Genomic DNA, 17,029 nt, shown 5'->3' with positions numbered 1-17,029 from the left:
GACCGTCCGTAGCACCGGCGACCGCCCGTCGCTCTGATGACCGTCCGTCACACCGACGACCGTCCGTCACACCGACGTCCGGCCGCTCGCCGGCGTACGCCCCGAGGGGAAACCATGTCCACACCACAGCAGCAGCCCGTGCTGAGTCTGCGGAACCTGATCCGCGTCCACGGCTCCGGCGCCACCGAGGTGCACGCCCTGCGCGGCATCGACCTCGACGTCCACCCCGGTGAACTCGTCGCCGTCATGGGCCCGTCGGGCTCCGGCAAGTCCACCCTGCTCACCATCGCCGGCGGCCTCGACAACCCCACCTCCGGGCAGGTCTTCGTCGAGGGCACCGACATCACCGCCCTCGGCCTCAAGGGACTCGCGGCCCTGCGCCGCCGCAGCATCGGCTACGTCTTTCAGGACTACAACCTCATCCCGGCCCTCACCGCCGCCGAGAACGTGGCCCTGCCCCTCGAACTGGACGGCATATCGGCCCGCAAGGCCCGCACCGAGGCCCTCGCCGCCCTCGCCGAGATGGACCTCGGCCAACTCGCCGACCGGTTCCCCGACGAGATGTCCGGCGGCCAGCAGCAGCGCGTGGCCATCGCCCGCGCACTCGTCGGCGACCGCCGGCTCGTCCTCGCCGACGAGCCCACCGGCGCCCTCGACTCCGAGACCGGCGAGTCCGTGCTGGCCCTGCTGCGCTCCCGCTGCGACGCCGGAGCCGCCGGCGTCATGGTCACCCACGAGCCGCGGTTCGCCGCCTGGGCCGACCGGGTCGTCTTCCTGCGGGACGGCGCCGTCGTCGACCAGACCCTGCGCAGCGACGCCGACGAGCTCCTCACCGACCGGGCGGCCCAGCGGTGACGACCTGGTTCCACTCCTGGCGGGCCGCGGTCCGCATCGCCCGCCGTGACGCCTGGCGCTTCAAGGGCCGCAGCTTCCTGGTCCTCGCCATGATCGCGCTGCCGATCCTGGGCGTGAGCGCCCTGGACCTGACCGTGCGCAGCGCCGAACTCACCCCCGCGCAGCGGATGGAGCGCACCCTGGGCGCCGCCGACGCTCGCTTCTCCGACACCGAGATGGGCGGCGCGGCCGTCCTGCAGGACCCCGAGGGCGAGAGGCACACCCTGGCCGGGGACTACGACTCGCCGGGCATGTCCTGGCCCGAGGGCCGGACGGATGTCACCAAGACCATCCCGGCCGGTTCGAAGGTGCTGACCGACAGCAGCGGCACCGCCAAGCTGACCACCGCGCACGGTCTGCTCCAGACCGAGGTCCGCGAGCTGGCCGCCGCCGATCCCGTCGCCCGGGGCATCATGCGGCTGCGGGAGGGCCGCTTCCCCGAGAAGAGCAACGAGATCGCCGCGACCACCCGGTTCCTGGAGAGCAGCGGGCTGTCCGTCGGCTCCACCCTCACCGCCCGCGGCTTCGATCGCACCTATGTGATCAGCGGCTCGTACGAGCTGCCCAGCGACCTCGCGGTGGAGCAGGTCAACGCCCTGCCGGGGGCCTTCCTGACGCCGTACGCCAAGGCGGTCGAGAAGGCCGGACTGCCGAAGCCCAACGTCTCCACCACCTACCTGGTGAAGAAGGCCGGTGGTTTCACGTGGAACACGGTCCAGGCGATCAACGCCAAGGGTGTCGTGGTCACCTCGCGCGCCGTGGTCCTCGACCCGCCCGCCGACTCCGACGTGCCGCTCTACCAGGAGAAAGGCTGGGCCGCCTACGAGAACAGCGGGGACACCGACGCCGCCACGCTCGCTGCCGTGGCGACGGTCGTCGGCCTGGCGATGCTGGAGATCTGCCTGCTCGCCGGTCCCGCCTTCGCCGTCGGCGCCCGTCGATCCCGCCGCCAGCTCGGTCTGGTCGGCGCCAACGGCGGTGCCCGCAGCCACATCCGGGCCATCGTGCTGAGCGGCGGCCTGGTCATCGGCGTCGCGGCGGCCCTGGTCGGCATCGTCCTCGCCCTGATCCTGACCTTCGCCCTCCGGCCGCTCCTCGAGGACCAGATGGGGCAGCGGTTCGGCGGCTTCACCGTCAGGCCGCTGGAACTGCTCGCCATCGCCGCGCTCGCCGTCCTCACCGGCCTGCTCTCCGCGATCATCCCGGCCGTCACCGCCTCCCGGCAGACCGTCCTGGCCTCCCTCACCGGCCGTCGCGGCGTGCGCCGCGGCAACCGCGTGCTGCCGCTGATCGGCTTCGGCGCTGTCCTCCTCGGCGCGGCCGTCGCCCTGTACGGCTCGGTCGTCTCCGACCAGTCCGTCCTGGTCTCGGGCGGCTCGGCCGTCGCAGAGCTGGGTGTGGTCGCCATGACGCCCGCCCTGGTCGGCCTGTTCGGCAGGGCCAGCCGCTGGCTGCCGCTCTCGCCGCGCCTCGCCCTGCGGGACGCCGTCCGCAACCGGGGTCGCACGGCACCCGCCGTCGCCGCGGTCCTGGCCGCCGTCGCGGGCACCGTCGCCGTCTCGGCGTACGCCGCGAGCCGCGACGCCCAGAGTCAGGCCGAGTACCGGGCCAACCTGCCGTACGGCGCCGTCGCCGCGCTCGTCACCGAGGAGGGAGGCCGGGACGTCCCCGCGGTCCGCGACGCCGTGCTGCGGACACTGCCCGTCGACGTCCGCGCCGACGTGTCCCGGGTCGCCGTCGGCAAGCCCGGCTGCGACCCGTACGGCGAGGGCGACGGCTGTGGCTACTACGAGGTCGTCATCCCGCCGGCCAACGAGTGCCCGCTGTGGGCGCGCACCCCCGACGGCTCCGACCCGACGGAGAAGTACACCGAGGAGCAGCGGCGCGCGCTCGCCAAGGACTGGCGCTGCCGCTCGCGCGACGGACACGGCATCCACCTCGACAACGGTCTCCTCATCGCCGACGCCCCGCTCCTGAAGGTCCTCGGCATCCACGACCCGGGCGCGGCCAAGGCCCTCGCCGACGGAAAGCTCGTCAGCTTCCACAAGCCCCAGGTCGACAAGAGCGGCGCCGTCGGCATCAAGCTGATCACCGACCCGGAGGCCGCCGACCGCGCCCGCGAGCAGGAGAAGCCGATCCCGGGCGAGGTGAAGTCGTTCCCCGCCTACCAGGTGCCGGGCTCGCCCGAGTCCTACGGAGTGCGGAGCGTGCTCAGCCCCGCCGCCGCCAAGGCCGCCGGACTGATCACCGCTCCCCTCGGCGCCGTCTTCAGCACCGACCGGACGCCCAGCACCGAGCAACTGCAGAAGCTCGACGCCGAGATCGCCAAGCTCGGCAGCGACGTCGATCTGACCGTGGAGCAGGGCTGGGTCGACAAGCACGGGCTCGTCCTGCTCGCGCTGACCGTCTTCGCCGGCCTGGTCACCATCGGCGCGGCCGGCATCGCCACCGGTCTCGCCCAGGTCGACGCGGAGGCGGACCTCAAGACGCTCGCCGCGGTCGGCGCCCCGCCCCGGGTGCGCCGCATGCTCAGCGCCTTCCAGTGCGGTGTGGTCGCCGCGATGGGGGTGGTCCTCGGCTCGGCCGCCGGTGTCCTGCCCGCGGTCGGGCTGCGGCTCACCGAGGAGCGCGAGCAGATGCGCTCCTACCAGGACGCTCTCGCCCAAGGGTGGGCCACCATCGATGACGCCCCGCCCCACGTGCCGATCGTCATCCCCTGGGAGACACTCGCCACCCTCCTGATCGCCGTACCCCTGGGCGCCGCCCTCCTGGCCGCACTGGTGACCCGCTCCCGCGGAGCACTTACCCGCCGCGCGGCCCACTGACCCTCCGCCGCCGGCCCGTGCCGACGTCTGCGTCGACCGGACCGCATCGCCTGGCCCTGCGAATGTTGGTGACGTACTTTTCCATGTACATCACCAACATGGCAGGGGAGGCGCCTCATGTCCGTGACCCAGATCGACATCGACGATGACGCCCTGGAACGGGCCATGGCCGCGTCCAAGGTCAGGACGAAGAAGGAAGCGGTCAATCTGGCTCTGCGCTTCTACGCCGACCAGCAGGAGCGTGCCGCGCGCATCAGCCGCCACTTCGAGCGTGCGCGTGAGTGGGATGCTGTCGAGGACGCCGAGCGCCTGCACCGAGCGGAGAAGAACAGCCGGTGATCTACCTGCTCGACACCTCCGGCCTGGTCCGGCTGCTCCGCGATCCGAAACTGCAGTCGGCCTGGTACGACGCGATCGACGCCGGAGCCATCGCATCCTGCTGCGTACAGCGCGCCGAGCTCCTCCACAGTGCCCGGAACGGACGCGAGTACGACGAGATCACGGAGATGTTCACCGACCTCAATCCCGACGTGTCGGTGCCGAAGAACGCGGGCCGTTGGATCAGCGCCGTGCAACACCGCATGGCCCGGGCCGGAGAGCATCGCAGCGCCTCGGCGGTGGACCTCGTCATCGCCGCCACCGCGGCCCACCACGGCCTGGCCGTCCTCCACGACGATGCCGACTACCGGGCCATCGCCCGGCACGCAGCCGATCTCCTTGAACACAACGTTCACGATGTCGCCTGAGGTGCTTTCTCCAGGGTGTGGGCGGGAACTTCCTCCAGGCTCCCGTCCTGCCGGTGGTAGCTGCATGAACGTCGTCCGATGAGCAGAGACGAGTTTCGGTCACGAATCCTATTGGGCCTCGAAGTTACGTGACGGTCCGCCGACGGAGTCGGTGAACGTTTTCGTGCCGTGGGCTGAGGCTGTGCAGGCGGAAGAGCCGAGTGTCGCCTCGGGATGGCGCCGGATTCAACGGCTCCGGGTGTTCGGGTGCTGTCGAAGGGACGGGGAATCTACTGGTCAGCCCGGGTCGGGCAGTTGGGTGAGCCGTTCGAGAGCTGTGGTGATGTGGCTGGTCCAGGGCCAGTGGCGGGCCAGGCGGAGGATTCGCTGACGGCCTGCGGTCACGAGTTGTCCGGTCGTGGTGAACAGGCGGAGCCGTAGTCGGCGGGGCTCCCAGCACCTGGCCTTGCCGGTCAGGGCGAGCGTCGGCATCCAGGCCAGCAGGTCGAGAGCGATCTGCACGATCTCCAGCCAGAGCCGGTTCTGGGCCGTGCGGTGCAGGGGCAGGTTGCGCAGGCCGGTGGCCCGGGCGGCGCGGATGAGGTCCTCGGCCCGGGCCGCAGCCGGTGACGGAGCTCGAGCTCGGCGATCGGCCGGCCCGAGGTGTTGGTGGCGAAACAGATCAGCCGCATGCCGTCCGCGTCCGTGAGCCTCAACTGAGTGCCGGGATGTGGTCGTTCCTTCCTGACGATCAGCCGCATGCCCTTCGGCCAGCCGTCCAGGACATCGCCGGTGAGTTCGGCGACCCAGGCGCCGTCACGGATCTCGCCGTCGGCCTCGACGGCCGCCGTCCAGGCCGATGCCGGCACCTTCAGCACGTGCTGGTGGATGGTGTCCGTGATCGCCATGCCGACCGAGTAGGACAGCCACCGTCCCCGCTGGGCGAGCCAGGCGACGAAGTCGTGGGTGCCGCCCGCGGAGTCGGTGCGGATCAGGGTCCGGCGCCCGCGCCGGTACTTCTTCGGCAGTTGGGCCAGGGCCAGTTGGGCGGCGGTGATGTGGTCGGCGGCCGTGTTCGATCCCGCGTTGCCTGGTCGGAGCAGGGCCGCGACCGGTTCACCCGTGCCGCCCGGCCCGTGGTCGACGAACCCCATCAGCGGGTGGTGGCCATAGGTTCGCTTCCATGTGGGTGCGGCGTCCTCCTTGTCCGAGTGCGCGATCACCAGCACCCCGTCGAGGTCGACGGTCACCGTCCCGCCCGCATCCGGCGCTTCCCGGCCGGCCAGCCGCCAGACATGCCGGCGGACTTCGGCCCGCGCGGCACCAATGGCCCGCAGAGCGTTCTCCCCGGACGCTGCGAGGGTGTCGATGAGGCGGGAGTCCGTCGGGTCGGAGGCCACCGGCCCGAACACGGCCGGCTCGGCCCGCAGCACGGCGACATCCGCGAGGCAGTCCCCGCCCAGGGCGACCGCCAGGGCCACATCCAGCAGGTTGCTGGACCGGTTGCGGGAGGCTCACTGGCTCGACTTCTCTTGCGACACGCTCGATGCCTCCCAGGTGCAGGCCAAGCGGGGGCGAAGCCATCCGAACGGTGGCCCGAGTCCGGTTGCCCGGGAGCCACCGGGCGAAGTCCTTCCTCATTCGTGCGCTGTCCCCAGTAGTGCACGGGTCTCGGCGACTACCCGCGCGTTGAACGCCGGGTCGTGCACCTGTGCGGGACCCCGCATGGGTCGTCCCTTCTCTCTATGCCAACGGGCACAAGCGGGAAGATCGAACGCTACGCAGTAGTGAAGCGACGAACGGCGATGGCGGGTTCCCCTTCGCGCTCATCCGGCTCCTTGACCAACGGGATGCAACGGTCGTTAAGGTGGCGGCGAGGCGATCATCGTCTGTCGGCGCGCGGTCGCATGTGACCGCGCGTCACTTGCACGGGGGAAGCGATGAGTTCTGACACAGATGGCGTACGTCCTGTATCCGCACCGAACACGGGCCCGGATCCGCGTACCGCGTACCAGATGCCGGCGCCGGACACAGGCAGGGATGTCCGGGACATGGATCCCGCTCCCGGCGCCACCCCCGATGCGGGCGGCGGCCTCCACACCGATGGCATACGCACCATGCCGGCGCAGGCATCCGGCACCTCGGGCTCGGGTCCGGCGAGTTCACCCATCCCCAAGCCCGATCAGCCCGTCGACGTGCGCGACCTCGACCCCTCCCCCGGTGCCTACTCCGCGGGGACGGGCAGCGGCGGAATGCAGACGCTGTCGAGCGGCGGCAGCGGTGGTGTGCAGACCACCGGTTTCAGCGGCGTCGACGACCCGGCCGCGCTGAACCGCGCCGGCGAGAACTCCCATCAGCTGGCCAGCCTGGTGCACTCCAACGGGGACGTCGGAGACGACACCGAGATGATGGCGGCTGTGGGATCTCTCAGCGGTGACCTGTGGGGCGGCGATCTCGGCGTGACCCTGATGCGCACGCTGGAGAGCTGGGACAAGCAAGCGCGCCGTCTGGCCCGCACCTGCGGCGACATCGGCGACAAGTGCGTCACGACCGCGCACAACCACGTCCGTACGGAGTCGGCGAACGAGTCCGAGATGAACGCCGTCCACGCCTCGCTGCCCGACTTCGACTGACAGGAACCTGCCATGAGCAGCATCGCCTACGAGCAGCTGTACCACCTCGACGTCGCCTCTCTGAAAGCAGCCGCCGACCAGTGGAGCGATGTCATACGCCGCTACCGGCAGTGGGGCGAGGGATTCGGTGACGGCGTCGTCAAATCCTTCGACCAGGCCGGCTGGACCAGCATCGATGGAACCGCGGTGTTCGCCCGCGCCCAGATCGCGGCCGCCGAGAAGGAGTTCGGTGACGCGGTCACCGAGGCGAAGGGCATACGCGCCGTCCTGGAGGACGCCTACGAGGAGCTGCACAAGTACAAGGCCGACCTGCATGAACTGGACGCCGCCGCCAAGCGCAACGGTGTGCGGATCAGCGGCACGGGCGAAGTGAGCCTGATCGATCCGGACGAGGAGGGCGACCAGCGGCGCGGCCCGGGCGATGTCATCCCCTCCCGCAACGAGGAAACGATCCTGCTCTGGCAGACCCGTATCGCCCTCATCCTCACCGCCGCCGCGAACGCCGACCAGTCCGCCGCCATCGCCCTGAAGCGCAACACCGGCAAGGGCGGCGACGAGGGCTTCAACGACAAGACGGTCAAGTCCATCGACCAGGACGAAGCCCAGCGGGCCTCGAAGCTCTTGAAGAAGTACGAGCGTGGCGAGAAGCTCTCCCCCGCCGAACTCAAAGAGCTCGACCGGCTGATGAGCCACAACCAGAAGGACCCGGAGTTCAGCCGCATGGTCATCGACGACCTCGGCCCCGAGGGCACCCTGCGTCTGGCGCAGGATCTGGAGCAGGAACGCGCGGGTGACGGGCCGAACAAGGACAAGTACAACAACATCCAGCACGCCCTCGCCAACAACATCGCCACCGCGAACAGGGACAAGGAGTTCTCCGACCGGTGGCGCAAGGACATGCGAGAACTCGGGGTGCGGCGCACCGGCGACGACGGCTCCCAGCCGTACGGCTACCAGACCCTGACCACCCTGCTGAAGCACGGTGACACCGCCGACTACCCCCCACGGCTCACCACCGGGCTGACAGACGACATCATCGCGGCCGAGAAGAAGCACCCGGACCTGTGGAACGAGTACGACCAGGCCAATGCCGGTGCCGACGTCGACGCCGTCGCCGTCGTGGACCCGGTGGACGACATGCTCGGCATCATGAGCCGTGACCCGGACACGGCCACCGCGTACCTCGACCCGGGCGACGACGGAGGCAACAAGCGCCTGGAGTACCTCCTCAACGAGCGCGACTGGCCCGACCTGGAGGTCCGGGAGGTGGTCCGCGGGCAGGAGCCGACCGGGAACATCGACCACATCGACGCATCCAACACCCGCGTCGGCCTCGGCAGCGTCCTGGAAGCCGCGACAACCGGCGAGGAAGCCGGCCCGCCGCACACGGCCGGGCAGGCACGCATCATGCGCGACACCGTCGAGCTGATGGACACCGAACCGGGCCACGAGGAGATCAAGCCCAACCTCCGTCAGCCGCTGGCGAACTGCCTCGCCGACTACACCAACGACACCCACGAGATCCTCTCGGGAGTCCAGGGCTCGTACACCCACGAAGCCCCCCAGGCGCACGGCAAAGGCCTGTTCGGCGACGCCCACATGGCCCCCGACTCGGACAAGCTGATCCGCATGATGCGCGGCATCTCCGAGGACCCGGAAGCCTACGGCACCATGCACAAGGCCGAAACGGCGTACATCGCCAAGCAGATGGAGGACGAGGGCGGCAACACCGCCGACTCCGTCCGGGACCCCGTCCGCAAGGGCGGCTCCGCGCTCGGCGCCTACGACGCCGTACGCGAGGACGTCATATACGACAAGCGCGACAGCGCCAACGCCCAGGAAGACTGGAAGGCCAAGACCATTTACCACGTGGCCGGAACTCCGGTGACCATGGTCCCCGGGATCGGCGACGCCGCTCAGCGCATCCTGGACGCCTGGACCTACGACGTCTCCAATGAGGAGAAGGGCTACAACAACGACGCCGCGGCCGCCGAGGTCGCTGACCGGAGCCTGAAGTCCCAGCGGGAGATGCAGTTCCTCGTCGACGAGTGGGCCAACGGGCCCGGCATGCCGGGCATGGACGACCCGTCCGTCAACGACCTGCAATTCGACATGCGCAACGACCACACCACCGGCGAGAAGCTGGCCAACGATGCGATCGGCCGATGAACGACACCACCACCCCACCCCGGGCGGCACGCCCTCGCCGCAAACTGCTCCTCGCCGCGGCAGCGACCGCGATCGTCCTGGCCGGCGGTGGGGCGGTCAGCTGGACCGTCGTCGCGCGGGCGGACAAGCCGGACTGCGACAGCCTGTCGTCCGACGCCGCCCTGCGACGTTCCCTGGGCGACGCGTACCGGGAGGACATGGACTGCGGCGCCCTCGGCACCGCGATCCGGAGTGCCGCGACAGGTGCGGTTCCCGGACGGCACACGCTCGCCGAAGCACGTGCCATGCGGGCGGCCCTCACCGCGGTCGCCGCGGACATCGAACGACGCCAGGACCCCGTCGTCGCCCCGGACCTGCGCGCCCCGCTCGCGGCGGCGCTGGTGGACTACGCACAGGACACCCAGGAGATACTCAGCGGCGTCAACGGCGAATACACCCGTCGTGAGGACGACGCGCCATGGCGGGACGGCACGACCGTCCGGATGCCTGCCCGCATCGACGACCTCGTCGGGGTGCTGCGCTCGGTCTCCCAGGACCCCGCCGCGTACGCCGATCTGCGCGCCGCACACGTCCGTCAGTGCGCCGCGCACCTCGCCGAGGTCACCGCCGGGGCCACCGGCGCCCGCTACACCTCGCCGGCCCGTAGCTGCGCCGCCGGGCTCGGCCACTTCGACGGCATCGCCGACGACATCGCCGAGTCCCAGGGCGAGCAATGGCGCTCGGACGTCCTGCTGCGCCTCAAGAACACCGCGGGCGGGACCCCGTCCTACGACACCGACCCCGTACGCCACATCGCGGGCACCTGGCAACAGGCGGTGACCGGGCAGGCAGCCCCTGACCAGCGCCGGTTCCTCAAGGACGACAGCTCCCGGATCGTCGACATCTGGACCGCCGCCCGGGGTGAGGGCACCGACTCCAGGAAGGTGAACGACCTGCAGGCGGACGTGGCGAACGACGCCGGCAGCAGCGCGGGGGAGACACAGAAAGCCCTGAAATGCACCAGGCACCCCACGGAGTGCGGTTAGGCCCTATCCACACCCGTGGCCAGTCCCCGTCATTCTCCGTGGTTCCCCGCAAGATCTGGCACGCGAATGGCACGGTCCCTTGGCCTCGAAGGTTTCCCTTGCGGAGTGGGGACCCGCACGTCTGAGCCTCAGCCGACGACAGTCAGCCACGACGGTGGGTGTGCCGACTGACCCACGCGCGTGTGCCTCGCTGCACCCCACCGGCCTCGACCACGCTGCCATGCCGTCGACCAGAGCAAGCCGCGACGGCCAGCCCGTGCCCCACGGCGCCCCGAAGTCCCCTCCGTGGAGCATCGCGGTCAGGCGCCTTGCGGGTGGAGGTCGAGTGCGATGTGCGGGGCGAGTGCGTGCAGGAAGTCCGGTGCGTCGAAGATCTCGCCGGCGGAGGCGACGCCGGTGGTCTTGGTGCGGCCGGTCAGGACGCGTTCGAGGGCCTCGACGACAAGGGGTGCGGTGACGGCGTAGATGTCCTGGCCGCTGGCCGTGGCCCGGCGTTCGGTACCGCCGGAGCGTACGACTGTGTCGACGAGGAAGGTCTGGTCCGAGCGCCCGCTCCGGTCGGCGGCCGTCGGGGCGGGTGTGGAGGGCGCGGCAAGGTCACGGATCGCCTCAACGGTCATGTAGGTGGTCACGTCGGGAATGGGCAGGTGCTGGGGAACGGTGACGGCGTCCGCCATCGTGAACTCGCCGATCACCTCCCGGACTCCCATCGGTTCCGGGAAGGTCCACTGAAGGGCGGGTGCGGCGTCGGTGCGGCGCTCCCACTGGCCGCCGCTGTAGCGCAGGCGGACGTCGCCACGGCGCTCGCGGGAGACGGCACCGGACAGGCGGGTGCCGGCGGTGGGGTGCCAGCTGCTCAGCGCGTAGGCGATGTGAGCCTCGTCGGCTGCGGTCCAGTCGCCCATCGCCGCGGTGGCCAGCAGGTCACCGAGGCCGCCGAAGAAGGCCATGGCCGGGATGATCACCGCTCCCGCTTCCCGGGCCCGCTCCTGGTAGTGGGCGAAGGTGTCGAGGTTGGCCTCAAGCTCGGCGGCCACGTCCAGGTACGGGATCTTCGCACGGAGCGCGGCCTCGATCACGGGACCGGTGGTCGTCGCGAAGGGGCCCGCGCAGTTGATGACCGCCACCGCGCCCGCCAGCGCCCTGTCCAGCGACGCCGCATCCTCGGCCGACGCCACCCGGGCCTCCAGCCCGTGCTCGTCGGCCAGTTCCCGCAGCACCTGGGCGTTGCGCCCGGAGGGCACCGGGACGTATCCGCGCGCGGCCAGCTCCGCGACCACGAACCGCCCGGTGTGACCGTACGCGCCGAACACCGCCACCAGCTGACCTGACCCCATGAGACCGCTCCCGGGTACTGGAACACCTGCCGCGATGTCGATCCGCCGCGGCCTGACACCCACATCCTGTCCTCGCGGCAGCACCCCGCACGAGCGTCGGAAACGACATGGCGCGTACAGTTTCGGACATGCCTACCGTCGCGCTGGCCGTCACCGACGGCATGCTCCACTACGAACTGTCCGTGGCCATCGAGATCTTCGGCGCTGATCTGACCCACATCGTGGACCCCTGGTACGACTTCTCCGTCTGCGGAAGCGGTCCGGTACACGTCGACCGCTTCCGCCTGGAGCCCGACCACGGACTCGACCATCTCGCGCACGCCGACACGGTGATCGTCCCCGGCTGGGCCGACACCGACCGTGAACCGCCCGGCGACCTGGTCCAGGCGGTGCGCACCGCCCACGAGGCCGGCGCCCGCGTGGCGTCGCTGTGCACGGGCGCCTTCGTCCTGGGCGCGGCCGGACTGCTCGACGGCAGGCGCGCCACCACCCACTGGGCCCACACCCGGGAGCTGGCCCGGCGCCACCCTGCGACCACCGTGGATCCGGACGTCCTCTACGTCGACAACGGCGACGTCCTCACCTCCGCGGGCAAGGCCGCCGCCATGGACCTGTGCCTGCACCTGGTCCGCCTTGACCACGGGTCGGCCAACGCCAACAAGATCGCCCGCCGGCTGGTCGTCCCACCCCACCGCGACGGCGGCCAGGCCCAGTTCATCGCCACCCCCCTGCCCGAGCCCGGCAACCATCCCCTGGGTGAACTCTTCCCCTGGGCGCTGGAACGACTGGACCAACCGCTCACCGTCGAGGACCTGGCCCGCCAGGCCCGCATGAGCTCACGCCATCTCGCCCGCCACTTCAAACACCTCACTGGCACCACACCACTGCAGTGGCTCCACACCCAGCGCATCCGCCACGCCCAGGAACTCCTGGAAACCACCAACGCCACCGTCGACACCATCGCCACGGCCACCGGCATGGGCACCGCCACCACCCTGCGCCGCCACTTCCACCGCAGCGTCGGCGTCCCGCCCGACACCTACCGCCGCACCTTCCGCCCCCAAGAGCCGGCCAGTCCTCCGAGAAGGCGGCGCTGATCCATCAGCACTCCGACGAGGACCGGCAACGGGAGGTCGCCGCCGGGCTGGTCGACCTCGTACGCGCCGAGCATGCGAAGCACCACACCGACGACCGCGCGCACCGCGGGGAAGAGCCGTCGGCGGGCTGATGGTGCGGTTGTGGGGCGGCACCCGCCCACTGTCCGGACAACAAAAGACCCCCGGGTCGATGACCTGGGGGTTTCATATGGAGCGGGTGACGAGAATCGAACTCGCGCTCTCAGCTTGGGAAGCGACGGCGCTTCGCGAGCGAATTTACCTCTCACCTGCGGTTACGCATTCTGGAGCGCGCCTTCGGCTACCTTTTCCACGCCGCTGTTCACCGTTGTTGTCCGGTCGTATGGGCACGCTGTGGGCACGAAGCTGGACGGCGCTGCTTCGCCGAAGGCGGCCCGCCCTGTGGCGGTGAGGAATCTCTGACGGGGGAGCGCTGCTGGCATGGCCACTTGCGGATGCACACTCCGCGCCGACTCCGCCAAGATCACAAAATGCGTCTCTTCAGGTACAGACTTCGGGTTTTGCCGCAGGCAGCCTGGGGTTCTGGGCGGGGAGGCGGCCGATGTGGTGGAGCGCGATGGGGCTCGGGAGCGTCGCGGGTGTGGTGATCCTGCGCATTCTGCTGCGGCAGGTCCGGGGGCTGTTGCTGGACTTCGGCGACGTGATGCGAGCCTGGACCGAGGTTTTGTCGAGTATCGGTGGTGGGGAAGGCCGACGGGTTGGTTGCTGCGCTGCGCGCTGTCGGTGCCCCGGGGCCGTGGATGCTCCGAGGCGTGTACGCCGGCTCAAGTAGGCGATCTGTCGTGAGGCCATGGTCGGTCCGAGTGCGGGCTGCGGGCGTTGCTCATGACTGCGCCTCTGGCGCGATCTCCTTGATCAGGCCCTCGACCAGCACCTTGATCTCGTCGCGGATCGGGCGGACGGCCTCGACGCCCTGGCCGGCCGGGTCCTCCAACTGCCAGTCCAAGTAGCGCTTGCCCGGGAAGACCGGGCACGTGTCGCCGCAGCCCATGGTGATGCAGACGTCGGACTCCTTGACCGCGTCCACGGTCAGCATCTTGGGCACCTCGGCGGAGATGTCGATACCGACCTCGCGCATCGCCTCGACGGCGGCCGGGTTGACGTTCTCGCCCGGGTTGGATCCGGCGGAACGGACCTCGACGCGATCCCCGGCCAGGTGGGTCAGCCACGCGGCTGCCATCTGCGAGCGGCCGGCGTTGTGGACGCAGACGAACAGCACGGAAGGCTTGTCGGGCATCAGGAGGTCTCTCTTGTCTTGAGACGGCATCAGGCGCGCATGGCATCAGCGCCCGATGGTGTCAGTCACCACTGATGTGAGAGTATCAGTGCATGATGACGTCAGTCGACACTGACCTGATCCGGGTCCTGGCGGACCCGCTCAGGCTGCGGATCGTGACCCTGCTCGCCAAAGAGACGCTGTGCACCACCCACCTCGTGGAGGAGACCGGTGCCCGGCAGACCAACCTCTCCAACCACCTGAGAGTGCTGCGCGAGGCCGGCGTCGTCGAAACCGAGCCGTGCGGCCGCTACACGTACTACAGGCTCCGCCCGGACGTCATCGCCTCACTCGCCGGTCAGTTCGCCGACCTGGCCGAGTCCGCTCGCAACGCCGTCGACAACAAGAGGGCCTGTCCGTGACCCGCACCGAAGCAGCCGCGACGCCCGCCGAGGAGTCCTCCGTCGTCGCGAAGCTGTCGACGCTCGACCGCTTCCTCGCCGTCTGGATCCTCATCGCCATGGCCGTCGGCCTCGGCCTGGGCCGAGCCATCCCGGGCCTGAACGACGCCCTCGCCAAGGTCGAGATCGGCGGCATCTCCCTGCCGATCGCCATCGGCCTGCTGATCATGATGTATCCGGTCCTGGCCAAGGTCCGCTACGACAGGCTCGACGCCGTCACCGGCGATCGCAGGCTCATGGCCTCGTCGCTGGTGATCAACTGGATCGTCGGCCCGGCGGTGATGTTCGCGCTCGCCTGGATCTTCCTGCCGGACCTGCCCGAGTACCGCACCGGCCTGATCATCGTCGGCCTGGCCCGCTGCATCGCCATGGTCATCATCTGGAACGACCTCGCCTGCGGCGACCGCGAGGCCGCCGCCGTACTCGTCGCCCTCAACTCCGTTTTCCAGGTCCTGGCGTTCGGTCTGCTCGGCTGGTTCTACCTCGACCTGCTGCCCGGCTGGCTGGGTCTGGGCGACGGCGAACGCCTGGACATCTCCATGTGGAAGATCGCCCTGAACGTCGTCATCTTCCTCGGCGTTCCACTGCTCGCGGGCTTCCTCACCCGCCGCATCGGCGAGAAGAGGCTCGGCCGCGAGAAGTACGAGTCCCGCTTCCTGCCGAGGATCGGTCCGTGGGCGCTCTACGGCCTGCTGTTCACGATCGTCATCCTGTTCGCCCTGCAGGGCAGGACCATCACCTCGCAGCCGCTGGACGTGGTCCGCATCGCGCTGCCGCTGCTGGTGTACTTCGCGGTCATGTTCTTCGGCACCTTCCTGCTGGGCAAGGCGATCGGCCTCGCCTACGACCGGACGGCCACCCTCGCCTTCACCGCCGCGGGCAACAACTTCGAGCTGGCCATCGCCGTCGCCATCGCCACTTTCGGTGTCACCTCCGGCCAGGCCCTGTCCGGCGTGGTGGGTCCGCTCATCGAGGTGCCCGTCCTGATCGGCCTCGTCTATGTTTCGCTGGCCTGGCGCAAGAAGTTCACCCCGTCCGCTCCGACCACCGAGGGCATAGGCTACTGATGCATTGCCTCACGGCCCGCACCGTCCGGTCCATCACGTGCGCGGCGGCGCAGGCGGCATGACACAGCACTCCGACGTGGTGGTGATCGGCGGCGGTCAGGCAGGGCTCGCCGCCGGCTACCACCTGCGCCGCCTGGGCCTCGACTTCGTCGTCCTCGACGCCCAGGCCACCCCGGGCGGGGCCTGGCAGCACACCTGGGACTCGCTCCACCTGTTCTCCCCGGCAGCCTTCTCCTCGCTCCCCGGCCGCCTCATGCCGCCGCAGCCGGGCCAGGAGTACCCGGACGCCGGGCACCTGGTCGCCTACCTGAGCGACTACGAGAAGCGATACGACCTCCCGGTGCAGCGACCCGTCCGGGTGATCGGCGTGCACGCCGACAGCCGGCTGCTGCGAGTGGAGACCGACTCCGGCCCGTGGTACACACGCGCGGTGATCAGCGCGACCGGCACTTGGTGGCGTCCCTTCCTCCCCGCCGTCCCCGGCCGCGGCGACTTCCAGGGCAGGCAACTGCACACCGTCTCGTACCGCGGACCGCGGGACTTCGCGGGCCAACGCGTGATCGTCGTCGGGGGCGGCAACTCCGGCGCGCAGATCGCCGCCGACCTCGCCCACGACACCGAACTGACCTGGGTGACCCGGCGTCCGCCCCGGTACCTCGCCGACGACATCGACGGCCGCGCCCTGTTCGACGCGGCCACCGCCCGACGACGCGCCCTCGACGAGGGCCGCACCGACACCGGAGGCGTCGCCTCGCTGGGGGACGTCGTCGCCGTACCGCCCGTGCGCGAGGCCCGGGACGCCGGGCGGCTCAAAGCGTCACCCATGTTCGCCCGCCTCGACCGCGACGGCGTCGCCTGGGTCGACGGCACGCGAGCGCCCGCCGACGTGGTGATCTGGTGCACCGGCTTCCGGCCTGCCCTCTCCCACCTGTCACCCCTGGGCCCGCGCGGCCCGCGCGGCCACATCCCCACCCAGGGCACGCGTGCAGTGGCGGACCCCCGGCTGCACCTCCTCGGATACGGAGACTGGACGGGCCCCGCCTCCGCCACGCTCATCGGCGTCGGACGGCCGGCCCGCGACGCAGCGCGGGAGATCGCCGGGCTTCTCGAAGGAGCAAGGTGATCCGCGTGCGCTACCGAACGGCCAGCAGTTGTCCCATCGCCGCCAGTACCGACGGCTCGACCCGGTAGTAGACCCAGGTGCCGCGCCGCTCGGACGTGAGCAGGCCGGCCTCCTTGAGTTTCTTGAGGTGGTGGGAGACGGTCGGCTGCGAGACACCGACGTCGGAGATGTCGCACACGCACGCCTCGCCGCCCTCGTGCGAGGCGACGGCCGAGAACAGCCGCAGCCGCACGGGGTCGCCGAGCGCCTTGAACATACGGGCCGTGCGCTCGGCCTCCTCGGCGGTGAAGGGACGCTCGCTCAACGGCGGGCAGCACGGCACCGCGGCGACGGGGGCCTCGGATCGTTCCAGCAGCGGCAGTGCCTTGACATTCGACATACGTCTATGTTGACACATGTCGAACTAGACTGGCCAGAG

The 17,029-nt window shown here is 70.3% G+C and carries 14 protein-coding genes and 2 pseudogenes; 12 read left to right on the top strand and 4 right to left on the bottom strand.

The window, feature by feature from the left end; translation table 11 throughout:
• The first annotated feature begins 114 nt into the window (after positions 1-114).
• The 4 genes from F8R89_RS18815 (at position 115) to F8R89_RS18800 (ending at position 4,465) form a co-directional block, all read left to right on the top strand.
• A complete protein-coding gene (locus tag F8R89_RS18815; protein WP_151785060.1) occupies positions 115-855 on the top strand; it encodes an ABC transporter ATP-binding protein in 741 nt (246 codons plus the stop codon).
• Positions 852-3,719 carry an FtsX-like permease family protein gene (locus F8R89_RS18810; RefSeq protein ID WP_151785059.1) on the top strand — a complete coding sequence of 956 codons (2,868 nt, stop codon included), beginning with the start codon at positions 852-854 and terminating at the stop codon, positions 3,717-3,719. The genes F8R89_RS18815 and F8R89_RS18810 overlap by 4 nt, the downstream gene beginning before the upstream one ends.
• 117 nt (positions 3,720-3,836) lie before the next feature.
• Positions 3,837-4,058, top strand: coding sequence for a type II toxin-antitoxin system VapB family antitoxin (locus tag F8R89_RS18805; RefSeq protein ID WP_192806167.1), 222 nt, complete (start codon positions 3,837-3,839; stop codon positions 4,056-4,058).
• Positions 4,055-4,465 carry a PIN domain-containing protein gene (locus F8R89_RS18800; RefSeq protein WP_151785058.1) on the top strand — a complete coding sequence of 137 codons (411 nt, stop codon included), beginning with the start codon at positions 4,055-4,057 and terminating at the stop codon, positions 4,463-4,465. The genes F8R89_RS18805 and F8R89_RS18800 overlap by 4 nt, the downstream gene beginning before the upstream one ends.
• Before the next feature lie 276 nt (positions 4,466-4,741).
• Here F8R89_RS18800 and F8R89_RS18795 read toward each other — a convergent pair.
• A pseudogene (locus F8R89_RS18795) lies at positions 4,742-5,934 on the bottom strand (IS1380 family transposase); the annotation flags it as partial.
• 627 nt (positions 5,935-6,561) lie between these two features.
• Between F8R89_RS18795 and F8R89_RS18785 the strand changes: the two are divergent.
• From F8R89_RS18785 to F8R89_RS36225, 3 genes are read left to right on the top strand one after another with little or no spacing between them, the layout of a single operon-like run.
• Positions 6,562-7,077: a hypothetical protein gene (locus F8R89_RS18785; RefSeq protein WP_151785057.1), complete on the top strand. Its 516-nt coding sequence runs from the start codon at positions 6,562-6,564 to the stop codon at positions 7,075-7,077.
• A 12-nt stretch (positions 7,078-7,089) separates the two neighbouring features.
• A complete protein-coding gene (locus F8R89_RS18780; RefSeq protein WP_151785056.1) occupies positions 7,090-9,246 on the top strand; it encodes a hypothetical protein in 2,157 nt (718 codons plus the stop codon).
• Positions 9,243-10,271 (top strand): hypothetical protein, encoded by a 1,029-nt coding sequence (locus tag F8R89_RS36225; RefSeq protein WP_192806166.1) that lies wholly within the window; start codon positions 9,243-9,245, stop codon positions 10,269-10,271. The genes F8R89_RS18780 and F8R89_RS36225 overlap by 4 nt, the downstream gene beginning before the upstream one ends.
• Positions 10,272-10,570: 299 nt before the next feature.
• Here F8R89_RS36225 and F8R89_RS18770 read toward each other — a convergent pair whose 3' ends face one another.
• Positions 10,571-11,608 carry a saccharopine dehydrogenase family protein gene (locus F8R89_RS18770; protein WP_192806165.1) on the bottom strand — a complete coding sequence of 346 codons (1,038 nt, stop codon included), beginning with the start codon at positions 11,606-11,608 and terminating at the stop codon, positions 10,571-10,573.
• A gap of 128 nt (positions 11,609-11,736) precedes the next feature.
• On the opposite strand from F8R89_RS18770, the gene F8R89_RS18765 reads away from it, so the two are divergent.
• Both F8R89_RS18765 and F8R89_RS36780 read left to right on the top strand, forming a co-directional pair.
• On the top strand, positions 11,737-12,705 hold the full coding sequence (locus tag F8R89_RS18765) for a helix-turn-helix domain-containing protein (protein WP_151785055.1): 969 nt from the start codon (positions 11,737-11,739) through the stop codon (positions 12,703-12,705).
• Positions 12,672-12,836 (top strand): annotated as a pseudogene (locus tag F8R89_RS36780) (integrase); the annotation flags it as partial. The gene F8R89_RS18765 and the pseudogene F8R89_RS36780, both read left to right, overlap by 34 nt.
• Positions 12,837-13,567: 731 nt before the next feature.
• Here F8R89_RS36780 and F8R89_RS18755 read toward each other — a convergent pair.
• On the bottom strand, positions 13,568-13,981 hold the full coding sequence (locus F8R89_RS18755; RefSeq protein ID WP_151785054.1) for an arsenate reductase ArsC: 414 nt from the start codon (positions 13,979-13,981) through the stop codon (positions 13,568-13,570).
• Between the two features lie 92 nt (positions 13,982-14,073).
• Between F8R89_RS18755 and F8R89_RS18750 the strand changes: the two genes are divergently transcribed.
• From F8R89_RS18750 to F8R89_RS18740, 3 genes are read left to right on the top strand one after another with little or no spacing between them, the layout of a single operon-like run.
• The gene (locus tag F8R89_RS18750) at positions 14,074-14,382 is read left to right on the top strand and encodes an ArsR/SmtB family transcription factor (RefSeq protein ID WP_151785053.1); all 309 of its coding nucleotides are present in this window, start codon (positions 14,074-14,076) and stop codon (positions 14,380-14,382) included.
• Positions 14,379-15,488: an ACR3 family arsenite efflux transporter gene (gene arsB, locus F8R89_RS18745; protein WP_151785052.1), complete on the top strand. Its 1,110-nt coding sequence runs from the start codon at positions 14,379-14,381 to the stop codon at positions 15,486-15,488. Before F8R89_RS18750 ends, arsB begins: the two co-directional genes overlap by 4 nt.
• A gap of 58 nt (positions 15,489-15,546) precedes the next feature.
• Positions 15,547-16,611 carry an ArsO family NAD(P)H-dependent flavin-containing monooxygenase gene (locus F8R89_RS18740; protein WP_151785051.1) on the top strand — a complete coding sequence of 355 codons (1,065 nt, stop codon included), beginning with the start codon at positions 15,547-15,549 and terminating at the stop codon, positions 16,609-16,611.
• A gap of 10 nt (positions 16,612-16,621) precedes the next feature.
• Here F8R89_RS18740 and F8R89_RS18735 read toward each other — a convergent pair whose 3' ends face one another.
• Positions 16,622-16,990 carry an ArsR/SmtB family transcription factor gene (locus tag F8R89_RS18735; protein WP_151785050.1) on the bottom strand — a complete coding sequence of 123 codons (369 nt, stop codon included), beginning with the start codon at positions 16,988-16,990 and terminating at the stop codon, positions 16,622-16,624.
• Positions 16,991-17,029: the final 39 nt, after the last annotated feature.

Origin of the sequence: Streptomyces sp. SS1-1, assembly GCF_008973465.1 — a bacterium.
In the GTDB taxonomy this organism is placed as follows: Bacteria; Actinomycetota; Actinomycetes; order Streptomycetales; family Streptomycetaceae; genus Streptomyces.
This window is presented reverse-complemented; position numbering and strand designations above follow the sequence as displayed.

What these genes read in the sequence shown, in the direction of transcription:
- F8R89_RS18815 (WP_151785060.1), top strand. Translation starts at nt 115, where the DNA reads ATGTCCACACCACAGCAGCAGCCCGTGCTGAGTCTGCGGAACCTGATC.
- F8R89_RS18805 (WP_192806167.1), top strand. Translation starts at nt 3,837, where the DNA reads ATGTCCGTGACCCAGATCGACATCGACGATGACGCCCTGGAACGGGCC.
- F8R89_RS18785 (WP_151785057.1), top strand. Translation starts at nt 6,562, where the DNA reads ATGCCGGCGCAGGCATCCGGCACCTCGGGCTCGGGTCCGGCGAGTTCA.
- F8R89_RS18780 (WP_151785056.1), top strand. Translation starts at nt 7,090, where the DNA reads ATGAGCAGCATCGCCTACGAGCAGCTGTACCACCTCGACGTCGCCTCT.
- F8R89_RS36225 (WP_192806166.1), top strand. Translation starts at nt 9,243, where the DNA reads ATGAACGACACCACCACCCCACCCCGGGCGGCACGCCCTCGCCGCAAA.
- F8R89_RS18770 (WP_192806165.1), bottom strand. Translation starts at nt 11,608, where the DNA reads ATGGGGTCAGGTCAGCTGGTGGCGGTGTTCGGCGCGTACGGTCACACC.
- F8R89_RS18765 (WP_151785055.1), top strand. Translation starts at nt 11,737, where the DNA reads ATGCCTACCGTCGCGCTGGCCGTCACCGACGGCATGCTCCACTACGAA.
- F8R89_RS18755 (WP_151785054.1), bottom strand. Translation starts at nt 13,981, where the DNA reads ATGCCCGACAAGCCTTCCGTGCTGTTCGTCTGCGTCCACAACGCCGGC.
- F8R89_RS18750 (WP_151785053.1), top strand. Translation starts at nt 14,074, where the DNA reads ATGATGACGTCAGTCGACACTGACCTGATCCGGGTCCTGGCGGACCCG.
- F8R89_RS18740 (WP_151785051.1), top strand. Translation starts at nt 15,547, where the DNA reads ATGACACAGCACTCCGACGTGGTGGTGATCGGCGGCGGTCAGGCAGGG.
- F8R89_RS18735 (WP_151785050.1), bottom strand. Translation starts at nt 16,990, where the DNA reads ATGTCGAATGTCAAGGCACTGCCGCTGCTGGAACGATCCGAGGCCCCC.